Source organism: Massilia eurypsychrophila (assembly GCF_002760655.1).
In the GTDB taxonomy this organism is placed as follows: domain Bacteria; phylum Pseudomonadota; class Gammaproteobacteria; order Burkholderiales; family Burkholderiaceae_D; genus JAFCUW01.
Map to the genome: position 1 here is coordinate 236,625 of NZ_PDOC01000002.1, position 17,115 is coordinate 253,739.

At 64.6% G+C, this 17,115-nt stretch carries 12 protein-coding genes; 2 read left to right on the forward strand and 10 right to left on the reverse strand.

What is annotated here, in order from left to right:
• Genes paaD through paaA form a run of 4 tightly spaced genes read right to left on the reverse strand, consistent with a single transcriptional unit; the run spans position 1 to position 2,569 of the window.
• Positions 1-522, reverse strand: a complete 522-nt coding sequence (paaD, locus tag CR105_RS03925; protein WP_099787133.1) for a 1,2-phenylacetyl-CoA epoxidase subunit PaaD — start codon at positions 520-522, stop codon at positions 1-3.
• Positions 522-1,280 carry a 1,2-phenylacetyl-CoA epoxidase subunit PaaC gene (gene paaC, locus CR105_RS03930; protein ID WP_099787134.1) on the reverse strand — a complete coding sequence of 253 codons (759 nt, stop codon included), beginning with the start codon at positions 1,278-1,280 and terminating at the stop codon, positions 522-524. The genes paaD and paaC overlap by 1 nt, the downstream gene beginning before the upstream one ends.
• Positions 1,277-1,561, reverse strand: coding sequence for a 1,2-phenylacetyl-CoA epoxidase subunit PaaB (gene paaB / locus CR105_RS03935; protein ID WP_099787135.1), 285 nt, complete (start codon positions 1,559-1,561; stop codon positions 1,277-1,279). The genes paaC and paaB overlap by 4 nt, the downstream gene beginning before the upstream one ends.
• Before the next feature lie 21 nt (positions 1,562-1,582).
• A complete protein-coding gene (gene paaA, locus CR105_RS03940; protein ID WP_099787136.1) occupies positions 1,583-2,569 on the reverse strand; it encodes a 1,2-phenylacetyl-CoA epoxidase subunit PaaA in 987 nt (328 codons plus the stop codon).
• 191 nt (positions 2,570-2,760) lie between these two features.
• Between paaA and CR105_RS03945 the strand changes: the two genes are divergently transcribed.
• Entirely contained in the window at positions 2,761-3,678 is a 918-nt protein-coding gene (locus CR105_RS03945) for a PaaX family transcriptional regulator (protein ID WP_099787137.1), read from the forward strand.
• A 42-nt stretch (positions 3,679-3,720) separates the two neighbouring features.
• Here the strand turns inward: CR105_RS03945 and CR105_RS03950 are convergent, their stop codons facing one another.
• The 5 genes from CR105_RS03950 to CR105_RS03970 all read right to left on the reverse strand — a co-directional run bounded on the left by CR105_RS03950 (position 3,721) and on the right by CR105_RS03970 (position 13,436).
• Complete coding sequence (locus CR105_RS03950) at positions 3,721-6,462, reverse strand: sensor domain-containing diguanylate cyclase (RefSeq protein WP_180288079.1); 2,742 nt, start codon at positions 6,460-6,462, stop codon at positions 3,721-3,723.
• 125 nt (positions 6,463-6,587) lie between these two features.
• Entirely contained in the window at positions 6,588-9,461 is a 2,874-nt protein-coding gene (locus tag CR105_RS03955) for a bifunctional diguanylate cyclase/phosphodiesterase (RefSeq protein ID WP_180288080.1), read from the reverse strand.
• 311 nt (positions 9,462-9,772) lie between these two features.
• Positions 9,773-10,405: a response regulator gene (locus CR105_RS03960; protein ID WP_099787140.1), complete on the reverse strand. Its 633-nt coding sequence runs from the start codon at positions 10,403-10,405 to the stop codon at positions 9,773-9,775.
• Positions 10,402-12,849 carry a PAS domain S-box protein gene (locus CR105_RS03965; protein ID WP_099787141.1) on the reverse strand — a complete coding sequence of 816 codons (2,448 nt, stop codon included), beginning with the start codon at positions 12,847-12,849 and terminating at the stop codon, positions 10,402-10,404. Before CR105_RS03965 ends, CR105_RS03960 begins: the two co-directional genes overlap by 4 nt.
• Positions 12,850-13,175: 326 nt before the next feature.
• The gene (locus tag CR105_RS03970; RefSeq protein ID WP_099787142.1) at positions 13,176-13,436 is read right to left on the reverse strand and encodes a DUF2442 domain-containing protein; all 261 of its coding nucleotides are present in this window, start codon (positions 13,434-13,436) and stop codon (positions 13,176-13,178) included.
• A 155-nt stretch (positions 13,437-13,591) separates the two neighbouring features.
• On the opposite strand from CR105_RS03970, the gene CR105_RS03975 reads away from it, so the two are divergent.
• Positions 13,592-14,716, forward strand: a complete 1,125-nt coding sequence (locus CR105_RS03975) for a M14 family metallopeptidase (RefSeq protein ID WP_099787143.1) — start codon at positions 13,592-13,594, stop codon at positions 14,714-14,716.
• Positions 14,717-14,801: 85 nt separating this feature from the next.
• Here the strand turns inward: CR105_RS03975 and CR105_RS03980 are convergent, their stop codons facing one another.
• The gene (locus CR105_RS03980) at positions 14,802-17,054 is read right to left on the reverse strand and encodes a TonB-dependent receptor plug domain-containing protein (RefSeq protein WP_099787144.1); all 2,253 of its coding nucleotides are present in this window, start codon (positions 17,052-17,054) and stop codon (positions 14,802-14,804) included.
• Positions 17,055-17,115 lie beyond the last annotated feature (61 nt).

Below are 17,115 nucleotides of genomic sequence, written 5' to 3' on the forward strand. Positions count from 1 at the left end.
TTAGTGGCACTTGAAATAATCGAACGGCTCGCGGCAGTCGAGGCACTTGTAGAGCGCCTTGCAGGGCGTCGAGCCGAATTGGCTGGTCAGCTCCGAGTGGGTCGAGCCGCAGTTGGGGCAGGCGACGATCAGCTTGGGCGGCGCCGCGCCGCGCTTGACGCCGGTGTGCAGGCCGCTGATGTCGATGACCTGCTGCGCGGGCGGGGCGATGCCGTAGCCTTTCAGCGCGGCCTTGCCCGCTTCGCTCATCCAGTCGGTAGTCCAGGCGGGAGAGAGCTGGTTCACCAGCCGCACCTTCGGCACGCCGTGGCTGTGCAGCGCTTCGGTGACCGCTTCGGCGATCACCTGCATCGCCGGGCAGCCCGAATAGGTGGGCGTGATGGTGACGACGCATTCGTCGCCATCCCAGTCGACCGCGCGCACGATGCCCAGGTCGACCACCGAGATGACGGGTATCTCGGGATCGGCGACCTGGCCGAGCCAGTCCCAGACTTGTGCGCTTTCGACTGCCTGCTGCGTCATTACCATTGTGCTCCCGGGTAGGCGCGCTGCAGGAACTGCATCTCGGCGAGGATGAAGCCGAGGTGCTCGCTGTGCACGCCCTTCTTGCCGCCGCGCTGCATCCAGGCGTCCGCCGCCGGCATGGCGATGGTCGCTTCGGCGAAGATTTCGGCGACGTGTTCGAGGAAGGCGGCGCGCAGGCCGGCGGCATCTGGCGCCACGCCCTGCTCGGCCATGGCGTTGTCGATGGCGTCGTAGGTGAACATCTCGCCCGTGTACATCCACAGCTGGTCGGCCGCGGCCTGGGTCCTGGCGTGGCTTTCGGCGCTGCCGTCGCCGAGGCGCACGACCAGGTCGCCGCTGCGGCGCAGGTGGTAGGTCACTTCCTTGATCGACTTTTCGGCGATTTCGGCGATGCGCGCATCGGTCGACTTGAGCAGGCCAAGCATCAGGAAGTAGTGCCAGGTGTCGAAGTAGAACTGGCGCACCATGGTGTCGGCGTAGTTACCGTTCGGCTGCTCGACGAGCAGGCAGCAGCGCAGCGCCGGCGCGTCGCGCATGAAGGCGAGGTCGTCTTCGCTGCGGCCCTGGCCTTCGAGTTCGGTGGCGTAGCCGTACCACATGCGGGTCTGGCCGAGCAGGTCGAGCGCGACGTTGGTCAGCGCCATGTCTTCTTCCAGCGCCGGGCCTTTGCCGCACAGCTGCGAGAGCTGCTGCGACAGGATCAGCGCGTTGTCGCCCTGGCGCAGCAAGTAATCAAGCTTGTCGTGCGCGTTCACAGGTTTTTCACTCCTTCGGGCATCGGGAAAAAGGTCGGGTGGCGATACACCTTGCTGTTGGCCGGCTCGAACAGGGCGCCCTTGTCGGACGGGCTGGAGGCGACGATGTCGGTGGCGCGCACGACCCAGATCGAGACGCCCTCGTTGCGGCGGGTGTAGACGTCGCGTGCGTTATTGACCGCCATCTCGGCGTCGGGTGCGTGCAGGCTGCCGACATGCTTGTGCGCCAGGCCATGCTGGCTGCGGATGAAGACTTCCCACAGGGGCCATTCTTTGCTCATGCTGTACTCCGTAGTTTTTATTCAAGCGGCGGCGCGAGCCGATTTCTTGTCGGCGTAGGCGACCAGCGCTTCGCGGAACCAGGCGCCGTCGTCCCAAGCCTTGACGCGGGTCTTGAGGCGCTCCTTGTTGCACGGGCCGTTGCCCTTGAGGACGTTGTGAAACTCGCTCCAGTCGATCTCGCCGAATTCGTAGTGGCCGGTGTCGGCGTTGAACTTGAGGTCCGGGTCCGGCACGGTCAGGCCGAGGAATTCGGCTTGCGGCACGGTCTGGTCGACCATGCGCTGGCGCAGTTCGTCGTTGGAGAACAGCTTGATGCGCCACTGCGCCGACTGCGCGCTGTTGACCGATTCGGCGTCGGACGGGCCGAACATCATCAAGGAAGGCCACCACCAGCGGTTCAGGGCGTCCTGCGCCATGGCTTTCTGTTCGGGGGTGCCGTTGGCGAGGCTGAGCATGATGTCGTAGCCCTGGCGCGCGTGGAACGATTCTTCCTTGCAGACGCGGATCATGGCGCGGGCGTACGGACCGTACGAGCAGCGGCACAGCGGGATCTGGTTGATGATGGCCGAGCCGTCGACCAGCCAGCCAATAGCGCCCATGTCGGCCCACGACAAGGTCGGGTAGTTGAAGATGCTGGAGTACTTGGCCTTGCCCGAATGGAGGGCGGCGAGCAGCTCGTCGCGCGAGACGCCGAGCGTTTCGGCGGCGCTGTACAGGTACAGGCCGTGGCCGGCTTCGTCCTGGATCTTGGCCAGCAAGATGGACTTGCGCTTGAGCGTGGGCGCGCGGGTGACCCAGTTGCCTTCGGGGAGCTGGCCGACGATCTCCGAGTGGGCGTGCTGGGAAATCTGGCGGATCAGCGTCTTGCGGTAGGCGTCCGGCATCCAGTCCTTGGCCTCGATCTTGACGCCGGCGTCGATGCGATCCTGGAACGCGCGCTCTTCTTCGCCCATCTCCGAAATCGACTGGACTTTTTTCAGGCCCGTTTCTACCAGTTGTGCGTACATGCTGATCTCCGTTTGCAAAAGCTGAATTGCATAGTACGATACAAAAAATGATCTGCATACAGAAAAATCGAATCAAATCGGTTTTTCTGTATCTTATTCGCATCGTCATGATGTTGAAAAATTAATCGTGCGCCGATCCGGCGACAAAGTAAACTGCAGTTTTGCTTGCTCGCCGCCCACTACATCGACCTATGAAACAATGGAACAGCACTGAATGGATCGCCCACTTCCTGGCCAGCGATCCGCCCCGTTCGAAGTCGCTGGTGATGACCATTTTCGGCGACGCCATCGCGCCGCACGGCGGCACCGTATGGCTGGGCAGCCTGATCGAGCTGCTGGCGCCGTTCGGCGTTAACGACCGGCTGCTGCGCACCAGCGTGTTCCGGCTGGCGCAGGAGGGCTGGCTGGTGGCCAGCCGCGACCGCCGGCGCAGCGCCTACGCGATCCTGCCGCAGGCGCAGCCGCGCTTCGAGCGCGCCAACCGGCGCATCTACGCGCCGCTGGAGGTGCACTGGGATGGCCACTGGACGCTGCTGCTGGCGTCGGGCGGGCAGCTCGAGGCGCCGCTGCGCGCGGCGCTGCGCAAGGAGCTGCTGTGGGAAGGCTACGCGCTGGTGACGCCGGGCGTGTTCGGCCATCCGGCGGCGGACATCGACGTGTTGCGCGACATCCTCGAGCGACTGGGCGCCGGCGGCAAGCTGTTCGCCTGCCGCGCGACCGAATTGCCGGGCGTGGCGGGGCGGCCGCTGCCGGAACTGGTCGGCGACGGCTGGGACCTGTCGGGCGTGTCCGCGGGCTATCAGCAGTTCATCGACCGGTTCGAGCCGCTATTGGGGTTGCCCGCGCCGATGGCGCCGCAGCAGGCGTTCGTCATCCGCACCCTGCTGATACACGCCTACCGCCGGGTGCAGCTGCACGACCCGATGCTGCCGGTCGAGCTGCTGCCCGATCCGTGGCCGGGCGCGCGGGCGTACGAACTGGCGCGCGCGCTGTACCGGCAGATCTGCGCCGCGGCCGAGGAGCACGTGATGGCGGCGATGCTGCGCGAGGATGACGGGGCGGCGCCGGCGGACGCCGGCTTCTTCGAGCGCTTTGGCGGGCTCCAGTAAATCGACGGGCAGCAGCGGATCCGGCGTCGATCGATCGCGGCGTCAGGCGCCCGGCTGGTACAGCCGTACCGAATTCCTGCCGCCCTGCTTGGCTTGATACATCGCCTTGTCGGCCCATCGCAGGATCTCGTCCTCGCTGGCGTCCTGGCCAACGAACAGCGCCACGCCGACACTGACGGTGCAGTAGTGCTCGACCGTAGCGCCGCCGTCGGCTGCCGCGAGCGTGAGCCGGTAGGGCGCGCCCAGGCTGGCGCGGATCTTGTCGGCCACCGCGCCGGCGTGGGCCGCCGAGGCGGCATGGTCGGCATGCAAATGGCTCAGCATCACGACGAATTCATCGCCGCCGAAGCGCGCCACCGTGTCCATCTGCCGCACGCACCGCTTCAGCCGGGCGGCCGCTTCGGTGAGCAGCATGTCGCCGACCGCGTGCCCCTGGGTGTCATTGAGCGACTTGAAATTGTCCAGGTCGAGGAACATCACGGCGCCATGGCAACCGCTGCGCGCGCTGGCGGCGATCGCCTGACTGAGGCGATCGATCAGCAGGCGGCGATTCGGCAGTCCAGTGAGTGCGTCATAGAAGGCCAGTTGCCGCACCTGGTCCTCGGTGCGCTTGCGCTCGGTGATGTCGAACTGGGCGCCGACGTAATGGGTGACGGCGCCGTCATTGTCCATCACCGCCGTGATGGTCAGCCAGTTTGGATAGACCTCGCCATTGCGGCGCTGGCCCCACAGCTCGCCCTGCCAGCCGCCGGTGCGGTGAATCGTGTCCCACATGGCGCGATAGAAGTCGGCGCCATGGCGGCCCGACCGAAGCATCCGCGGCGTCTGGCCGACCGCCTGGGCGGACGTGTAGCCGGTAATGGTCGTAAAAGCATGGTTGACCCGAAGAATCACGCTGTTGGCGTCGGTGATCATCATGCCCTGCTGGGATTCGAAGGCGGTGGCGGCGATGCGAAGTTCCGCCTCGGCCGCCTTGCGAAAGCTGATGTCGATGACACTGCCGATGAATAATTTGCTGTCGTTTAAGACCGCTTCGTAGACGCCCAGTTCGAGCGGAAACGTCGAGCCATCCTTGCGCTGCCCCATCACTTCGCGCCTTCGGCCGATGATCTTCCGGATGCCGGTGCGCTGGTAGTTGCCAAGGTAGCCATCATGGCCGGCGCGGTACGGCTCCGGCATGAGCATCTTGATATTGTTGCCCACCACTTCGTGCGCGTCGTAGCCGAACATGCGCACGGCGGACTGGTTGAACGATTCGACCAGGCCGCGTTCGGTGATGGTGACGACGCCGCTCTGCACGCCGTCGAGCACCGCGGCGAGGCGCTGCTCGCTGGCCAGCAGGTCCAGTTCGATCCGCTTGCGCTCGGTAATGTCCGAACCGATACCCCGGTAGCCCTTGAACGCGCCGGCGCCGTCGAACAGCGGATCGCCGCTGACGGCGACATGGTGCACGCTGCCATTAGGCCGCAGGCGGGCAATGTCGAAATGGCGGAACGGCAGGTGGGCGTCGAGCATGGCACGGTGCGCCTGCCAGCCGGCTTCGTCCGGCGCAACGGACGGCAGCTCCCAGCGGCGCGCGCCGAGCGACGAGGCCTGGAGGAACACCAGCTCGTCGACCTCGCGCTTGCTTTCGGTGCGCTGGGTAAGCCGGTGCGCGACGTCGCTCTCCCAGTAAAAGTCGGCGGACATGTCGGACAGGCAGCGAAAACGCTCTTCGCTCGCCGTCAGCGCGTCCTGCCGCTGGCGCAGCATGGCGTGCGAACGGTTGACCGCGGCGATCAAGCGGCCGATTTCGTCGTCGCGCCCGACCGGCAGCGGGCGCATCGGCAGGTCGGCGTCCGTATCGGCGGCCAGCATGCCGGCCGCCGCCAGCATCGGCGCGAGCTGGCGACGCAGCACCAGCCAGGTCAGCGCGGCCCCCAGAAGGCTGAGCAAAAGTGCGGCCAGCAGGATGCGCGCGCGGGCGGAATGAAAAGGGCCAAAGGTGGCTTCGGTGGGAAGGGAGAGGACGACCCGCCAGCCGGCCAGCGGAATGCCTTTGGCCGACGCCAGCATGGCCACGCCGGCTGGATCGACCAGCGCCCAGTAACCCTCGGCGCCGTCGATCAGGCGGTCGGCCAGCCGGTCCGCTCCGCGCGCCGGCAGCGTCTCCATGATGCGGTTGCGGTCGGTGGCGTTGAGCACCAGCCGGTGCTGCGGCGCGATCAGCAGATAGCTCCCCGCTTCGCGGTAATTGTTGTCTGCAAGCTGGCCCCAGAAATTCGACTTGCCCAGGTCCAGTACCGCGCCCAGGGCGCCGATCACGCTGCCCTGGGCGTCGCGGATGGGCACCGCGATGCCCACCATTGGCGCCGATGACTTGATGCGCACGAACGGCCGGCCGATCGCCGCGTTGCCCTTGAGGGCGGCGCCGACCAGCGCGGCGTCGGCAAATCCAGGCTCGCCATTGTCGGCGCGCAGCACCGCCGAGGTGGTAACGGCGCCATCGGTGCCGGCGAAAAATGTGCGGCCGTCGAACTGCGCCTGCAGCGCCGGACGCTGTTGCAGCATTGCACCGAGCGCGGCCGGATCGGCCAGAATGGCCGGGGTAATGGTGCGCGCGATGCCGCCCAGGGCCTGCAGCCGGTCGTCGAGCTCGTGGCTGATACTTGAGGCAATGAACGAGGCGGTGGAGAACTGTTGGGTTCCGAGCGAACGCTGCATCGTCTGGCGCAAAACTTCTCGGCTGTATAGCGCCAGCAGCGACATGCAGATCAAGAAGATCGCCAGGGTGAAAAGGGTCACCCTTGTCTTGAGCGAGCGCCCTGTAAACGTTTTCAATTTCATCTGCATGGTACCGTGGTGAATTCTTCAATTGGGAGCGCAGGCCGGCTGCCTGCCTGGTGCGCCATGCGCCGCCGGTGCAGTCGCTAGCGCCGGTTGTAGCGGGCGACAAACGACGCCACTTGCTCGGCGGGCATGGGCCGGGCAATGTGGTATCCCTGCAGCTCGTCACATCCATCGGCGCGCAGAAACTCGTATTGGCCGGGCGTCTCGACCCCTTCGGCGATGACGATCAGGCGCAATGCCCTGGCCATGGCGATCACCGCCCTGACGAGGCTGGCATCACTGACGTCGGTCAGGAGGTCGTGCACGAACGACTGGTCAATCTTCAGTTTGTCGATCGGGAAACGCTTCAAGTAGCTCAATGACGAGTATCCGGTGCCGAAATCGTCGAGCGAGATCAGGATCCCGGCACGCTTGAAGTCGTGCAAGACGGCGTTGACCGAGTCCAGCCCGTCCATCAGGGTGCTTTCCGTAATCTCCAGTTCGAGAAACTGGCCATCGAGTCCGGTTTCGCGCAAAATTTCCAGCACGCGCCGGGCAAATTGCGGATCCTTGAACTGGCGCGCCGACAAATTGACGGCGGTGCGCATCGGCGCAAGGCCTTGCCGCTGCCACGCTATCGCCTGCAGACAGGCCGTGCGCAGCACCCATTCGCCGATCGGCACGATCAAGCCGGTTTCTTCGGCCACCGGAATGAACTGGGCGGGCGAAATCATGCCTTCGTCCGGATGGCGCCAGCGCAGCAGCGCTTCGACACCGACGATGCGGCCAGTGCGGCAGTCGACCTGCGGCTGGTAGTGCAGCAGCAGCTCGCCATTGTCGAGCGCGGCGCGCAGGCCGGTCTGCAGGGCCAACTGGCGGGTTGCCCGTTCCGTCATCGCAGCGCTGTAGAACTGGTAGTTGTTGCGGCCGACCCCCTTGGCTGAATACATGGCGGAATTGGCATTGCGCAAGATGGTGTCGACGTCGGCGGCGTCGACCGGGTACAGCGCGATGCCCATGCCGAAGGTCACAAACAATCCGCGTCCACGAATGACGATCGCTTCCTTGAACTTGTCGACGATGTGCTGCGCCACCCGGGTGACATCGTCGACGTGGGCCACCTCGGCGAGGATGACGGCGAACTCGTCGGCGCCGAAGCGCGCCACCGTGTCGGTCGAGCGGAAGCAGCCCTGCAGGCGCCTGGCCGTCGCTTGCAGCAACAGGTTTCCCGCCTCGTGGCCGAGCGTCTCGTTGATGTCCTGGAATCGATCGATATTGAGAAACAGCACGGCCGCCTGTTGCGCCTTGCGGTCCGCCTCCAGGAACGCCTGCGACAGGCGATCCTTGAACAGGGTCCGGTTCGGCAATCCGGTCAGGTCGTCGAAGCAGGCCAGATAACTGAGGCGCTCGGCAGCGATCTTTTGCTCGGTGGCGTCTTGTGCAAGCGAGGTCACGCCGATGACGCGGCCGTCCGAATCGACCAGCTGGGTGTTGTACCAGGCGCAGTAAATGACCCTGCCATCGCGAGTCAGATTTTCGTGCGTGGTGCGGGCGCCATCGCGCCCCGACAGCAGGCTGGCCCAGGCTGGCGCCGCATGCTGCTTTGCGCTCTTGGGCATCAGGTCGGTGGCGTGAAGCGCCAATGCCTCGCTCTTGGCGTAACCGAAAATGCGTTCGGCCGCCGGGTTCCAGTCGAGCACGTAACCGTTGGTGTCCCATTCGATCACCGCGAGCGGCGTCAGCTGGAAATGCAGGGCCAGCCGCTGGGTGGAATCGCGAATTTCCTTGAGCGCCATCTGGCGCTCGCTCAAGTCGCGGATATAGGCGATCGCGTGGCGCGCGCCGTCGTCTTCCCAATGTCCCAGCGAGATGTCGACCGGCAGCAAGCGGCCATCGCGGCGCAGCAGCGTCAGTTCGACCGCGTCCATGGCGCGCACACGCGGCGCCGCAAAATAGCCGCGCATCGACCGCGCATGGGTGTCGCGCAAGTGCGCGGGCAAGAACATGTCGACGTTGCGCCCGACCAGCTCGTCCGCGCGATAGCCGGTCAATGTTGCCATCGCCGGGTTGGCCATCAGGATGGTTCCGCCTTCATCGACCCATATCACGCCATCGGGGGCGGAACTGAGCACCAGCTTCTCGCGCAGATGCTGGATCTCCATACGCGCGAGCGGCCGGCGCAGCGCCTCGTTGAAAGTAGCATGGAACAGATACAGATAGGCAGCCACTTTATACAAATGCCCGATCGCATTGGCGGCGTCCGTGTCGACTACCCCCAGCATGGTGAAAAACATGCCGGAGCACGCCGACAGGGCGGCGGCAAAACCGAGCGCGACGACGCATTCATCCCGCAATTGCATGCGCCGCAGCCACAGCACCACCAGCGATGCCAGGTTGACCAGCACGATCAGCCATTCGAGGCCGATCTTCATTGGCGTCAAGCCGTGACCGTCGACAAACAGCGCCGGCACGCGTTCGGGCCAGCGCAGCCCGACCAGCGCGACCGCGCCGACCAGCGCCAGCATCAGCATCAGCGCCAGACGTTTGGCGCGCACGGTGACGCGCGGCACCGGCGGCAGCGCGACATACGCCAGCGACGCGACGGCGGCGAGCATGCGCGCGGCCAGCCAGAAGAAAATCGATTTGTGCGGCGTGTTCGGCGTGATGGCGTCGGGCATGCCGGAATAACTCATGACGTGCAGAAAATCGAGCAGGCCGACACCGCAAAAGGCAATGCCGAGCAACACGACGGCGCCCTTGCGCGTCGACAGCATGGCGCGAAATCCGGTGACAAACACGAGGAAGGCCACCACCACGGCGAACAATTCCACTACGCTATGCCAGAACACGAAAGTCATCGGCTCGATAGCGATACGACGGGCCGGGTTCCAGACCCACCACAGCAGGGGAACGAACAGCGCCAACCAGATCCAGCCGGCGCCACTTTGATACGGGTGCTTCTGTCTGGTGTCCATTGATGAAACCTGGTTCCTGATTGCGATACGATGGGCGCCGCCGGACGATGGGGCCGTCGACTTGGCCCGGAGGCGACCGGCACGCGATGCGATGGATGCGCTGCACTGTCTGACCTGGTGCGGCGAGGGACGGCGACGAGGCGGCAAGACCGGCGCGGCGAGCTGGCGCGGCGGCCGCATGGGCGGCGCTGCTAGCGCATGGTGAACTGACGAGGCCGCCTCGACCATCGGGCATTGCCTGTTCTGCCTTCAGGAAAAGATGATGCCGGGTAGGGCATGCCCTACCCCAGGCGCGCGGCAGGGCGCGCGCGTCAGCCCGTGACGTTGTATTCGATGGCGTAACGCAGCAGATCGGCCATGTTCGACAGGTTCATTTTTTCCATCAGGCGCACCTTGTGGGTGCTGACCGTCTTGTTGCTGATGGCTAGCTGGGCGGCGATCTGATTGACGCTCTTGCCGCTGCTGAGCAGGCCAAACACTTCGAATTCGCGGTTCGACAACAAGCTGTGCGGGGGCCGCGGCGCCGTCGAGATGACATCGAACACCATCTGCTCGGCCAGCTCGGGCGCGATGAAGCGACCGTTGGCGGCGACCTTGCGGATCGCCGCCAGCAAAATGTCCGGCTCGCAGTCCTTGGTAATGTAGCCATTTGCGCCGGCGCGCAGCATGCGCGCGGCGACCGGGGGTTCGTTGTGCATGCTCAGCACGAGCAGCGGCAAGTCGCTGCGGTGGGCCTTGACACGCCGGATCAGATCGGCGCCGCTGATGCCGGGCATGTTCAGGTCCAGCAGCAGCAGGTCGAACTGTTGAAGACGGACGCAATCGAGCACTTCGCTGCCGTTGACCGCCTCGCCGACTACGTCCAGATCGGCTACCAGCGCAAAAATCTGCTTCAAGCCACCGCGCACGATGGCGTGATCGTCGGCAATTACAAGGCGAATCACAGGCGTTCCTTTCGGGTTTCGCAGTCGATCGGAATCGCTACCCCGATCACGGTTCCGATGCCGGGCGCGCTGGCAATGTCGACCTGGCCGCCGAGGGCCAGCGCCCGTTCGCGCATGCCGAGCAGGCCAAACGTCTTGCGCCTGGCCGCAACAGCCTGGTCGAACCCGCAGCCGTTGTCTCTGACTTCCAGGCGCAGCAGCGAGGCCTCTTGAGCGAGGATGATCCCGACCTTGCTGGCGCGCGCATAGCGCATGACGTTGGTCAGCGACTCTTGCACGATGCGAAATATCACCACGGCGCGCTTTTCGTCGAGGTCGATGTGTTCGGCGCCGGCATCGAGCACGCAGGCGATCCGCGTTTGCCGGGTGAAGTCGGCGCACAGCCATTCGATTGCCGGCACCAGCCCCATGTCGAGCGCCGGCGGGCGCAGATTGACGGCGACGTTGCGCACCCCGAGGATGGCACGGTCGACCAGGCCTTTCATCTCCAGCACTTTGTCATTGACGGCCGGATCGAGCGCGCCGAAACGCATCGCCAGCACCGACAGGTCCATGCGCAACGCGGTCAGAACCTGGCCCAGTTCGTCGTGCACTTCGCGGGCGATGTGCTTTCTCTCGCCTTCGAGCCGGGTCTCGTTTTGGGCGGCAAGTGCGCGCACGCGCTGGCGCGACTCGCTCAGGTCGCGGTTCAGTTCCAGCATCGCCGTTTCTGCATTCTTTCGTTCGGTGATGTCCGCGTGCGTACCGACATAATGGCTGACGGCGCCGGTGTCGTCCTTTACCGCCGAGATGGTGAGCCAGACCGGACACAGTTCGCCGTTCTTGTGGCGGTCCCAGATTTCCCCCTGCCAGCCGCCGGTATCGAGAATCGATTGCCACATCCGTTGATAGAAGAGCGTGTCGTGAAGACCGGACTGGAGCAGACGCGGTGTCTGGCCGACCACTTCCTCGGCGCTGTAGCCGGTAATGTCGGTGAACACCCGGTTCACGCGCAGGATCACGCCGTTGCGGTCGGTCACCATCATTCCTTCTCTCGACTGGAACGCGGTCGCGGCGATGCGCAGCTCGGTCTCGGCGTGCTTGCGTTCGGTGACGTCGAACATCGTCGTGACGACCGAATCGGCCACTGTCTTGTCTTGTCCAAAGATGGGATTCGAGTTAATGCTCATCCAGCGCAATCCGCGGCCAGGCGCAACAATTCCCAGCACCTGATTTCGCACCGACTGGCCCGTCCGCAACGCCACCATGGCCGGATGCTGGTCATCGCCCAGCGCGGTGTGGTCTTCGCCGATGGTCTGCCAGCCCTGTTGCGTGCACGTTCCGCCCAACAGCTGCTCCCGGCTGAGGCCGAGCAGTTGTTCCGCGGCCGGGTTGGCCTCGACGATGACACCGTCCTTGTCCTGGAAAATCAAGCCTTTCGAAATAGCGCGGAATATGTTCGCCAGGCGCGCTTCGTTGCTGCGGTGCGCCAGCGCGCTCCTGTCGCGCTGCGACTCGGCGCGTGCGAGCCGGGTAAACATCGCCGCCAAGACGGCAAGAAACAGCGTCGCAGCGAGCAGCGTGGTGCCCGCATTGCGGCGCCACTCGGCCAGGTAGGCGCGCTTTGAAATGCCGACGGCGACAAAAAAAGGAAAACTGCCGACGGTCCGGTAGCCGTACACCCGGCGCACGCCATCGATGGGCGATGCGAATTCGATGACGCCCTGCGTTCCATCCTTAAGAATGGCGTGGCGTAGCGGAATATCCGGATAGGGCGCGTTGTCGGCGCGCACCGGGCCGGGAAAGTTGACGACCAGCGCCCCGTTTTCAATGCGGCGCAGCACCACGGTGCCTTCCGCACCGAGCTCAATGTGGCTGAAATCGTCATGCAGTGCGTGCAGGTCGATCGCGGTGGTCGCGGTACCGAGGAAGGTGCCGTCCTTGTCGCGGATTGCCTCGGCCATCACTATCGACGCACGGTTGTCGTCCGGGCCGGCGATCACGTCGGAAAAAATCACCGGGTGAGCCGGGATGTCTCGCGACTGGCGGAAATAGCTTCGATCGGCGATGCTAAAAAACGGATCGTTATCGACACTGGAATAGAGCAGGTCGCCTTCGGCATCGAAAAAGCGCAATGCCGACACCGACCGGATACTTCGTAGTTGCGATTTCAGCGCTCGGGTGATGCGGCCCGGATCGGCGCTTGCCATGGCCTGGCGCATCGGATCGCCGTCAATTTCGGCCACCATCGCGGAGATGGCATGATGCGCAGCGGCGAAGTCGCCGGCGAGCTTCGATTCAAGTATCCGCACCAGATTGCCGGCACTGGTTGTCGCACGGTTGCGCGCATCCAGATACGACCCGTACAGCTGCCAGGTGATGAGGGCGAGAAACAGCACGGACAGTGCCGCGAAGGCAAATCCGAACTTGTTGACGTACTGAGAGGAAAGCGGTTGGCCCGGCATCTGCTATCGTATGAATTCGTCCACGGCCAGGAAATAACGGGTAATCAGCGCCTGGCAAACCGCCACGCGACCTGTTTTCCCGTCGGCGACGTTCTTGCGAACATTCCGCCCTGAGGTTGCCGAGGTAACAAAGTGTAATAAAATATCACTTATTCCTGTGAGCAACTTGTGGTCCATCGTAACATACCGACCAACAGTGTCGTCATTGGCGGTGCTGGCTCCTCCTCGACGGCGGCCGAATCGACTTGCGGCACCTCTTGCACGGACGGCGCAACGCCTCCCATTCCTGCTGATTTACCGCGTCCGCAGGAGGCTGACCCCTGCTGCTAGCAGCCGTAGCTGGCGCGGTGGTAGTCGCGGGCGAGCGGATTGCGGATCGTGTCGAGCGCCAGGTCGAGATCGAGCTCGGGCCAGTAGACGCGGCTCGAGCTGACGCTGACGACGTGGGTGATCTGGCTGATGGTGACGTGCTCGAACATGGGGAACTCGACGAACGACAGGTAGAGCTCTTCGGCGCCGAACTGCAGCCAGAAGCCGAGCTTACCGATACTGGTGACCTCGGCGTACGAAAAACGGATGGCGCTCATTGCTCTCTCCACGTGGCTGCGGGCGCGCTGGGTGCGCGGCCAACTTCGAACGGTAGCAAGACGGCGTATTAAGTTTTTGACAGCGCACAGGAGATGCGGAGGTTCAGTTCTAGTATCATCGCGGGTTCACGCCCCTTTCCAATACAGGACTTACCATGTCTATCAAAATCAGCAGCCAGTTCGACGCTGGTGCCATCGACGTCGTCAGCGCCACAAGCGCCGGCAGCATCGATCTGAACATCCGCAAGGATTCACACGCCGACATCACCCAGTGGTTCTACTTCCGCCTGCAGGGCGCGCAGGGCGAGGCGTGCACGATCCGCTTCCTCAACGCCGGCCAGAGCGCCTATCCGGACGGCTGGAACGACTACCAGGCGATGGCCAGCTACGACCGCGTCAACTGGTTTCGCGTGCCGACCAGCTTCGACGGCCAGGTCATGACGATCAGCCACACGCCGGGCATGGACAGCGTCTACTACGCCTACTTCGAGCCGTATTCGTGGGAGCGCCACCTCGAACTGCTGGACCGCGCGCAGATGTCCGAGCAGGTGCGCATGCAGGACCTGGGCAGCACCATCGAGGGCCGCGACATGAATGTGCTGGTCATCGGCGATCCTGCGGCGCCGAAAAAAGTGTGGGTGATCGCGCGCCAGCATCCGGGCGAGACGATGGCCGAGTGGCTGGTCGAAGGCATGCTCGATGCGCTGCTCGATCCGTCCGACGCGTTCGGCCGCCAGCTGCTCAAGGAAGCGGTGTTCTACGTGGTGCCGAACATGAATCCGGATGGCTCGGTGCACGGCAACCTGCGCACCAACGCGGCCGGCGCGAACCTGAACCGCGAATGGAATACGCCGACGATGGAGCGCAGTCCTGAAGTTTTGCTGGTCAAGCAGAAGATGAAGGAAACCGGCTGCGACCTGTTCCTCGACGTGCATGGCGACGAAGGCCTGCCTTACGTGTTCGTGGCAGGCAGCAGCGCGCTGCCGACCTTTACGCCCGAGCAGGCGGCAGCCGAGAAGCAGTTCGCCGACGACTTCAAGGTCGCCAGTCCGGACTTCCAGACCGAACACGGTTATGGCGACTCGCCGTACACGCCCGAGGTGCTGACGATGGGATCGCCGCATATCACGCACGCGTTCGGGTGCCTGGCGCTGACGCTGGAGCTGCCGTTCAAGGACAACGCCAACGATCCGGATGCGGAGACGGGCTGGGATGGGGCGCGCAGCGCGCGACTGGGCGCGGCGGTGCTGCAGCCGATTCTGCGGGCGATTCGCCGCTGACTCCATGAATCAAAAAAGCCCCGGACTTCGGGGCTTTTTTTATGTGCTGGCGGCAGGTGAAAGGGTCAGACCCGGAATCACCGCATCAGAGCTTGATTTCGAGCATGGCGCGCACCACCACCGTGGTCGGCGTGATCACGGTGCTGCTGGAGCGGCCGCGCTCGTCGATGTAGCTCGACTGCACGATGTTGTCCTGCGCCAGGACATTGGCGACCGACACGCGCAGCTGGTTCTTCGGGTTGAATTTCCACAGGCCGTACATGTCCAGCGAACGCTTCGGCACCGTGTAGGCGTACTGGTTGAACGAGATGCGCACCGGGCCGCCATTCTGGAAGCTGTAGCTGGCGCCCAAGGTCATCGGCAGCTTGTCGAGCTTCCAGTCGGCGCCGACCGTGCCGCTGAACGGTGTCTGCTGATCGAGGCGGTTGCTCGGGCCCGGCACGCTGTCGAGGTCGGACCAGTTGCGCGAAAAATTGGCGCGCATGTCGACGTTCGGCCCGGCCTTGTAAACCGAACGCAGCGGCAGCTTCGCTTCGAGTTCGATGCCGCGGGTGTTGGCCACGCCGGCGTTGACCGGCATCGACAGCCACAGGCCGTCGACCAGCGACGTCTGCTGGCGCGTGATGTCTTCGATGCGGCGCACGTAGGTGCTGGCCGTCAGCAGGCCACCAGCTTCGAGGTAATGTTCGTACGCCAGGTCGAGGCCCCACGCCAGTTCAGGACGCAGGTTCGGATTGCCCTGCTGATCGGGGCTGACCTCGCTGTTGTTGTTGGAGGCGAAGCGGCGCGGGATCAGGCTGTTGACGCCCGGCGCCTTGTAGGTGCGCGTCACGCCCAGGCGCACCTGGTCGGCCTTGCTGCCGGGGATTTTCCACAGGGTCTGGAACAGCGGGCTCCACACGCTCGACTTGTTGTCGACGGCGGCGTAGCTGTTGCCCTCGCTGCGGGTACGGATGCCTTCCCAGCGCAGGCCGAAGTACACCGACCAGCGCGGCGTGACGGTCCATTCGTCCTGGGCGAACATCGCCAGGCGCGAGACATTGGCCTCGAATACCTGATCGAGGTTGCTCGGGGTCAGGCAGTCGCCGCTCGGGGTGCGCACCAGGCAGGCGGCGGTTGGCGAACTTTCGCGCTGGATGCGGTCTTCGTTGCGCTTGCTGTAGGCGGCGTCCCAGCCGGCCGCGAGCGCGTGGCCTTCGAAGATCGGCGTCGAATACTTGCCGCTGGCGGTGACGCCCTTGTCGCTCGAGTCGGATGTGACCAGGCGGTTCAGGATCAGGCGGTCGGAAGCGTCGTAGTTGAGCGACGGCGCGCGCGATTCGCGCTTGTTCCAGTTGGCGCCGGCCTTCATGTCGAGCTTGGCGCCTTCGGCAAGCTTGCGCGTCCAGCTCAGATCGCTGCGCAGCTGCGCGACGTCCGATTCGATATCGACGCGGGTGCCGCTGTACAGCGGGGCCGGGCCGAGCAAGGTGGCGACGCGTTCGGTGCTGTCACCGCGGAAACGGTTGACGTTGATGAAGCTTTGCGAGGTGATGACGTCGCCCGGACCGAGCGTCCAGTTGATGCGCGGCGACAGGCCGATTGCCTCGAAGTGGCCGCTGTTGCCTTGTTCGGCGCGGCGCAGCACGGTCGGCGTGCCGGCGGCGTTGCTGCCTTCGGTGACGGTCTCCTGCGGGCGCTCGAAACGGGCCCAGGTGACGTTGCCGCCGATGGCGTACGACAGCGCGCCTTTTTTGTCGGCGACCTGGAAGTTGGTGTTGGTGCCGATGTTGCCGTTGTCGAGTTGCAAGCCTGCCTTGATCTCGCGCTGGGCCGTGACGATGGCGCGCTTGAGGACGATGTTGATGGCGCCGGCGACCGCCTGGGTGCTGTATTCGGCGGTGGCGGCACGCATGATTTCGATGCGCTCGATCATGTCGGGCGAAATCGAATCGAGCGAGAAGCCCGGCGGGCTAGGCTCGCCGTTGAGCAGGACCTGGGTGTAGCCGCTGCCGAGGCCGCGCATGCGCACGTCGCCGCCGCGGCCTTGCACGCCGCCGACCGTCACGCCGGGCAGGCGCTTGAGCACTTCGCCGATGGTGGTGTCGCCGTTGCGCAGGATTTCTTCCTGGCCGATGACAATCTTGGTGGCGGTGTCGTTGCGGCGCGCATCGTACGACGCGGCGGCGCCCTTGATCTCGACCTTCTGCAGCGGCTGCCCGGTGGTGACCGGCGCCGGCGCCGGCGGGACGGCGCCGTCCTGGCCGGCGGCCTGGGCGGCGATCATGCCGAACACGGCGGGCGCGGCGAGCAACAGGCGCAGATGAGGGGAGTGCGGCGACTTGGATTTCGTATGCATGAGTATAAAAAGCTTAGTGAAGGATGAGGTGCGCCATCATTGCATGGCGGACTCGACAATA

Bases quoted from the DNA above. Each gene is read 5' to 3' on its own strand.
- CR105_RS03945 (WP_099787137.1), top strand. From the start codon at position 2,761: ATGAAACAATGGAACAGCACTGAATGGATCGCCCACTTCCTGGCCAGC.
- paaD (WP_099787133.1), bottom strand. From the start codon at position 522: ATGACGCAGCAGGCAGTCGAAAGCGCACAAGTCTGGGACTGGCTCGGC.
- paaB (WP_099787135.1), bottom strand. From the start codon at position 1,561: ATGAGCAAAGAATGGCCCCTGTGGGAAGTCTTCATCCGCAGCCAGCAT.
- CR105_RS03980 (WP_099787144.1), bottom strand. From the start codon at position 17,054: ATGCATACGAAATCCAAGTCGCCGCACTCCCCTCATCTGCGCCTGTTG.
- CR105_RS03965 (WP_099787141.1), bottom strand. From the start codon at position 12,849: ATGCCGGGCCAACCGCTTTCCTCTCAGTACGTCAACAAGTTCGGATTT.
- CR105_RS03970 (WP_099787142.1), bottom strand. From the start codon at position 13,436: ATGAGCGCCATCCGTTTTTCGTACGCCGAGGTCACCAGTATCGGTAAG.
- paaA (WP_099787136.1), bottom strand. From the start codon at position 2,569: ATGTACGCACAACTGGTAGAAACGGGCCTGAAAAAAGTCCAGTCGATT.
- CR105_RS03955 (WP_180288080.1), bottom strand. From the start codon at position 9,461: ATGGACACCAGACAGAAGCACCCGTATCAAAGTGGCGCCGGCTGGATC.
- CR105_RS03975 (WP_099787143.1), top strand. From the start codon at position 13,592: ATGTCTATCAAAATCAGCAGCCAGTTCGACGCTGGTGCCATCGACGTC.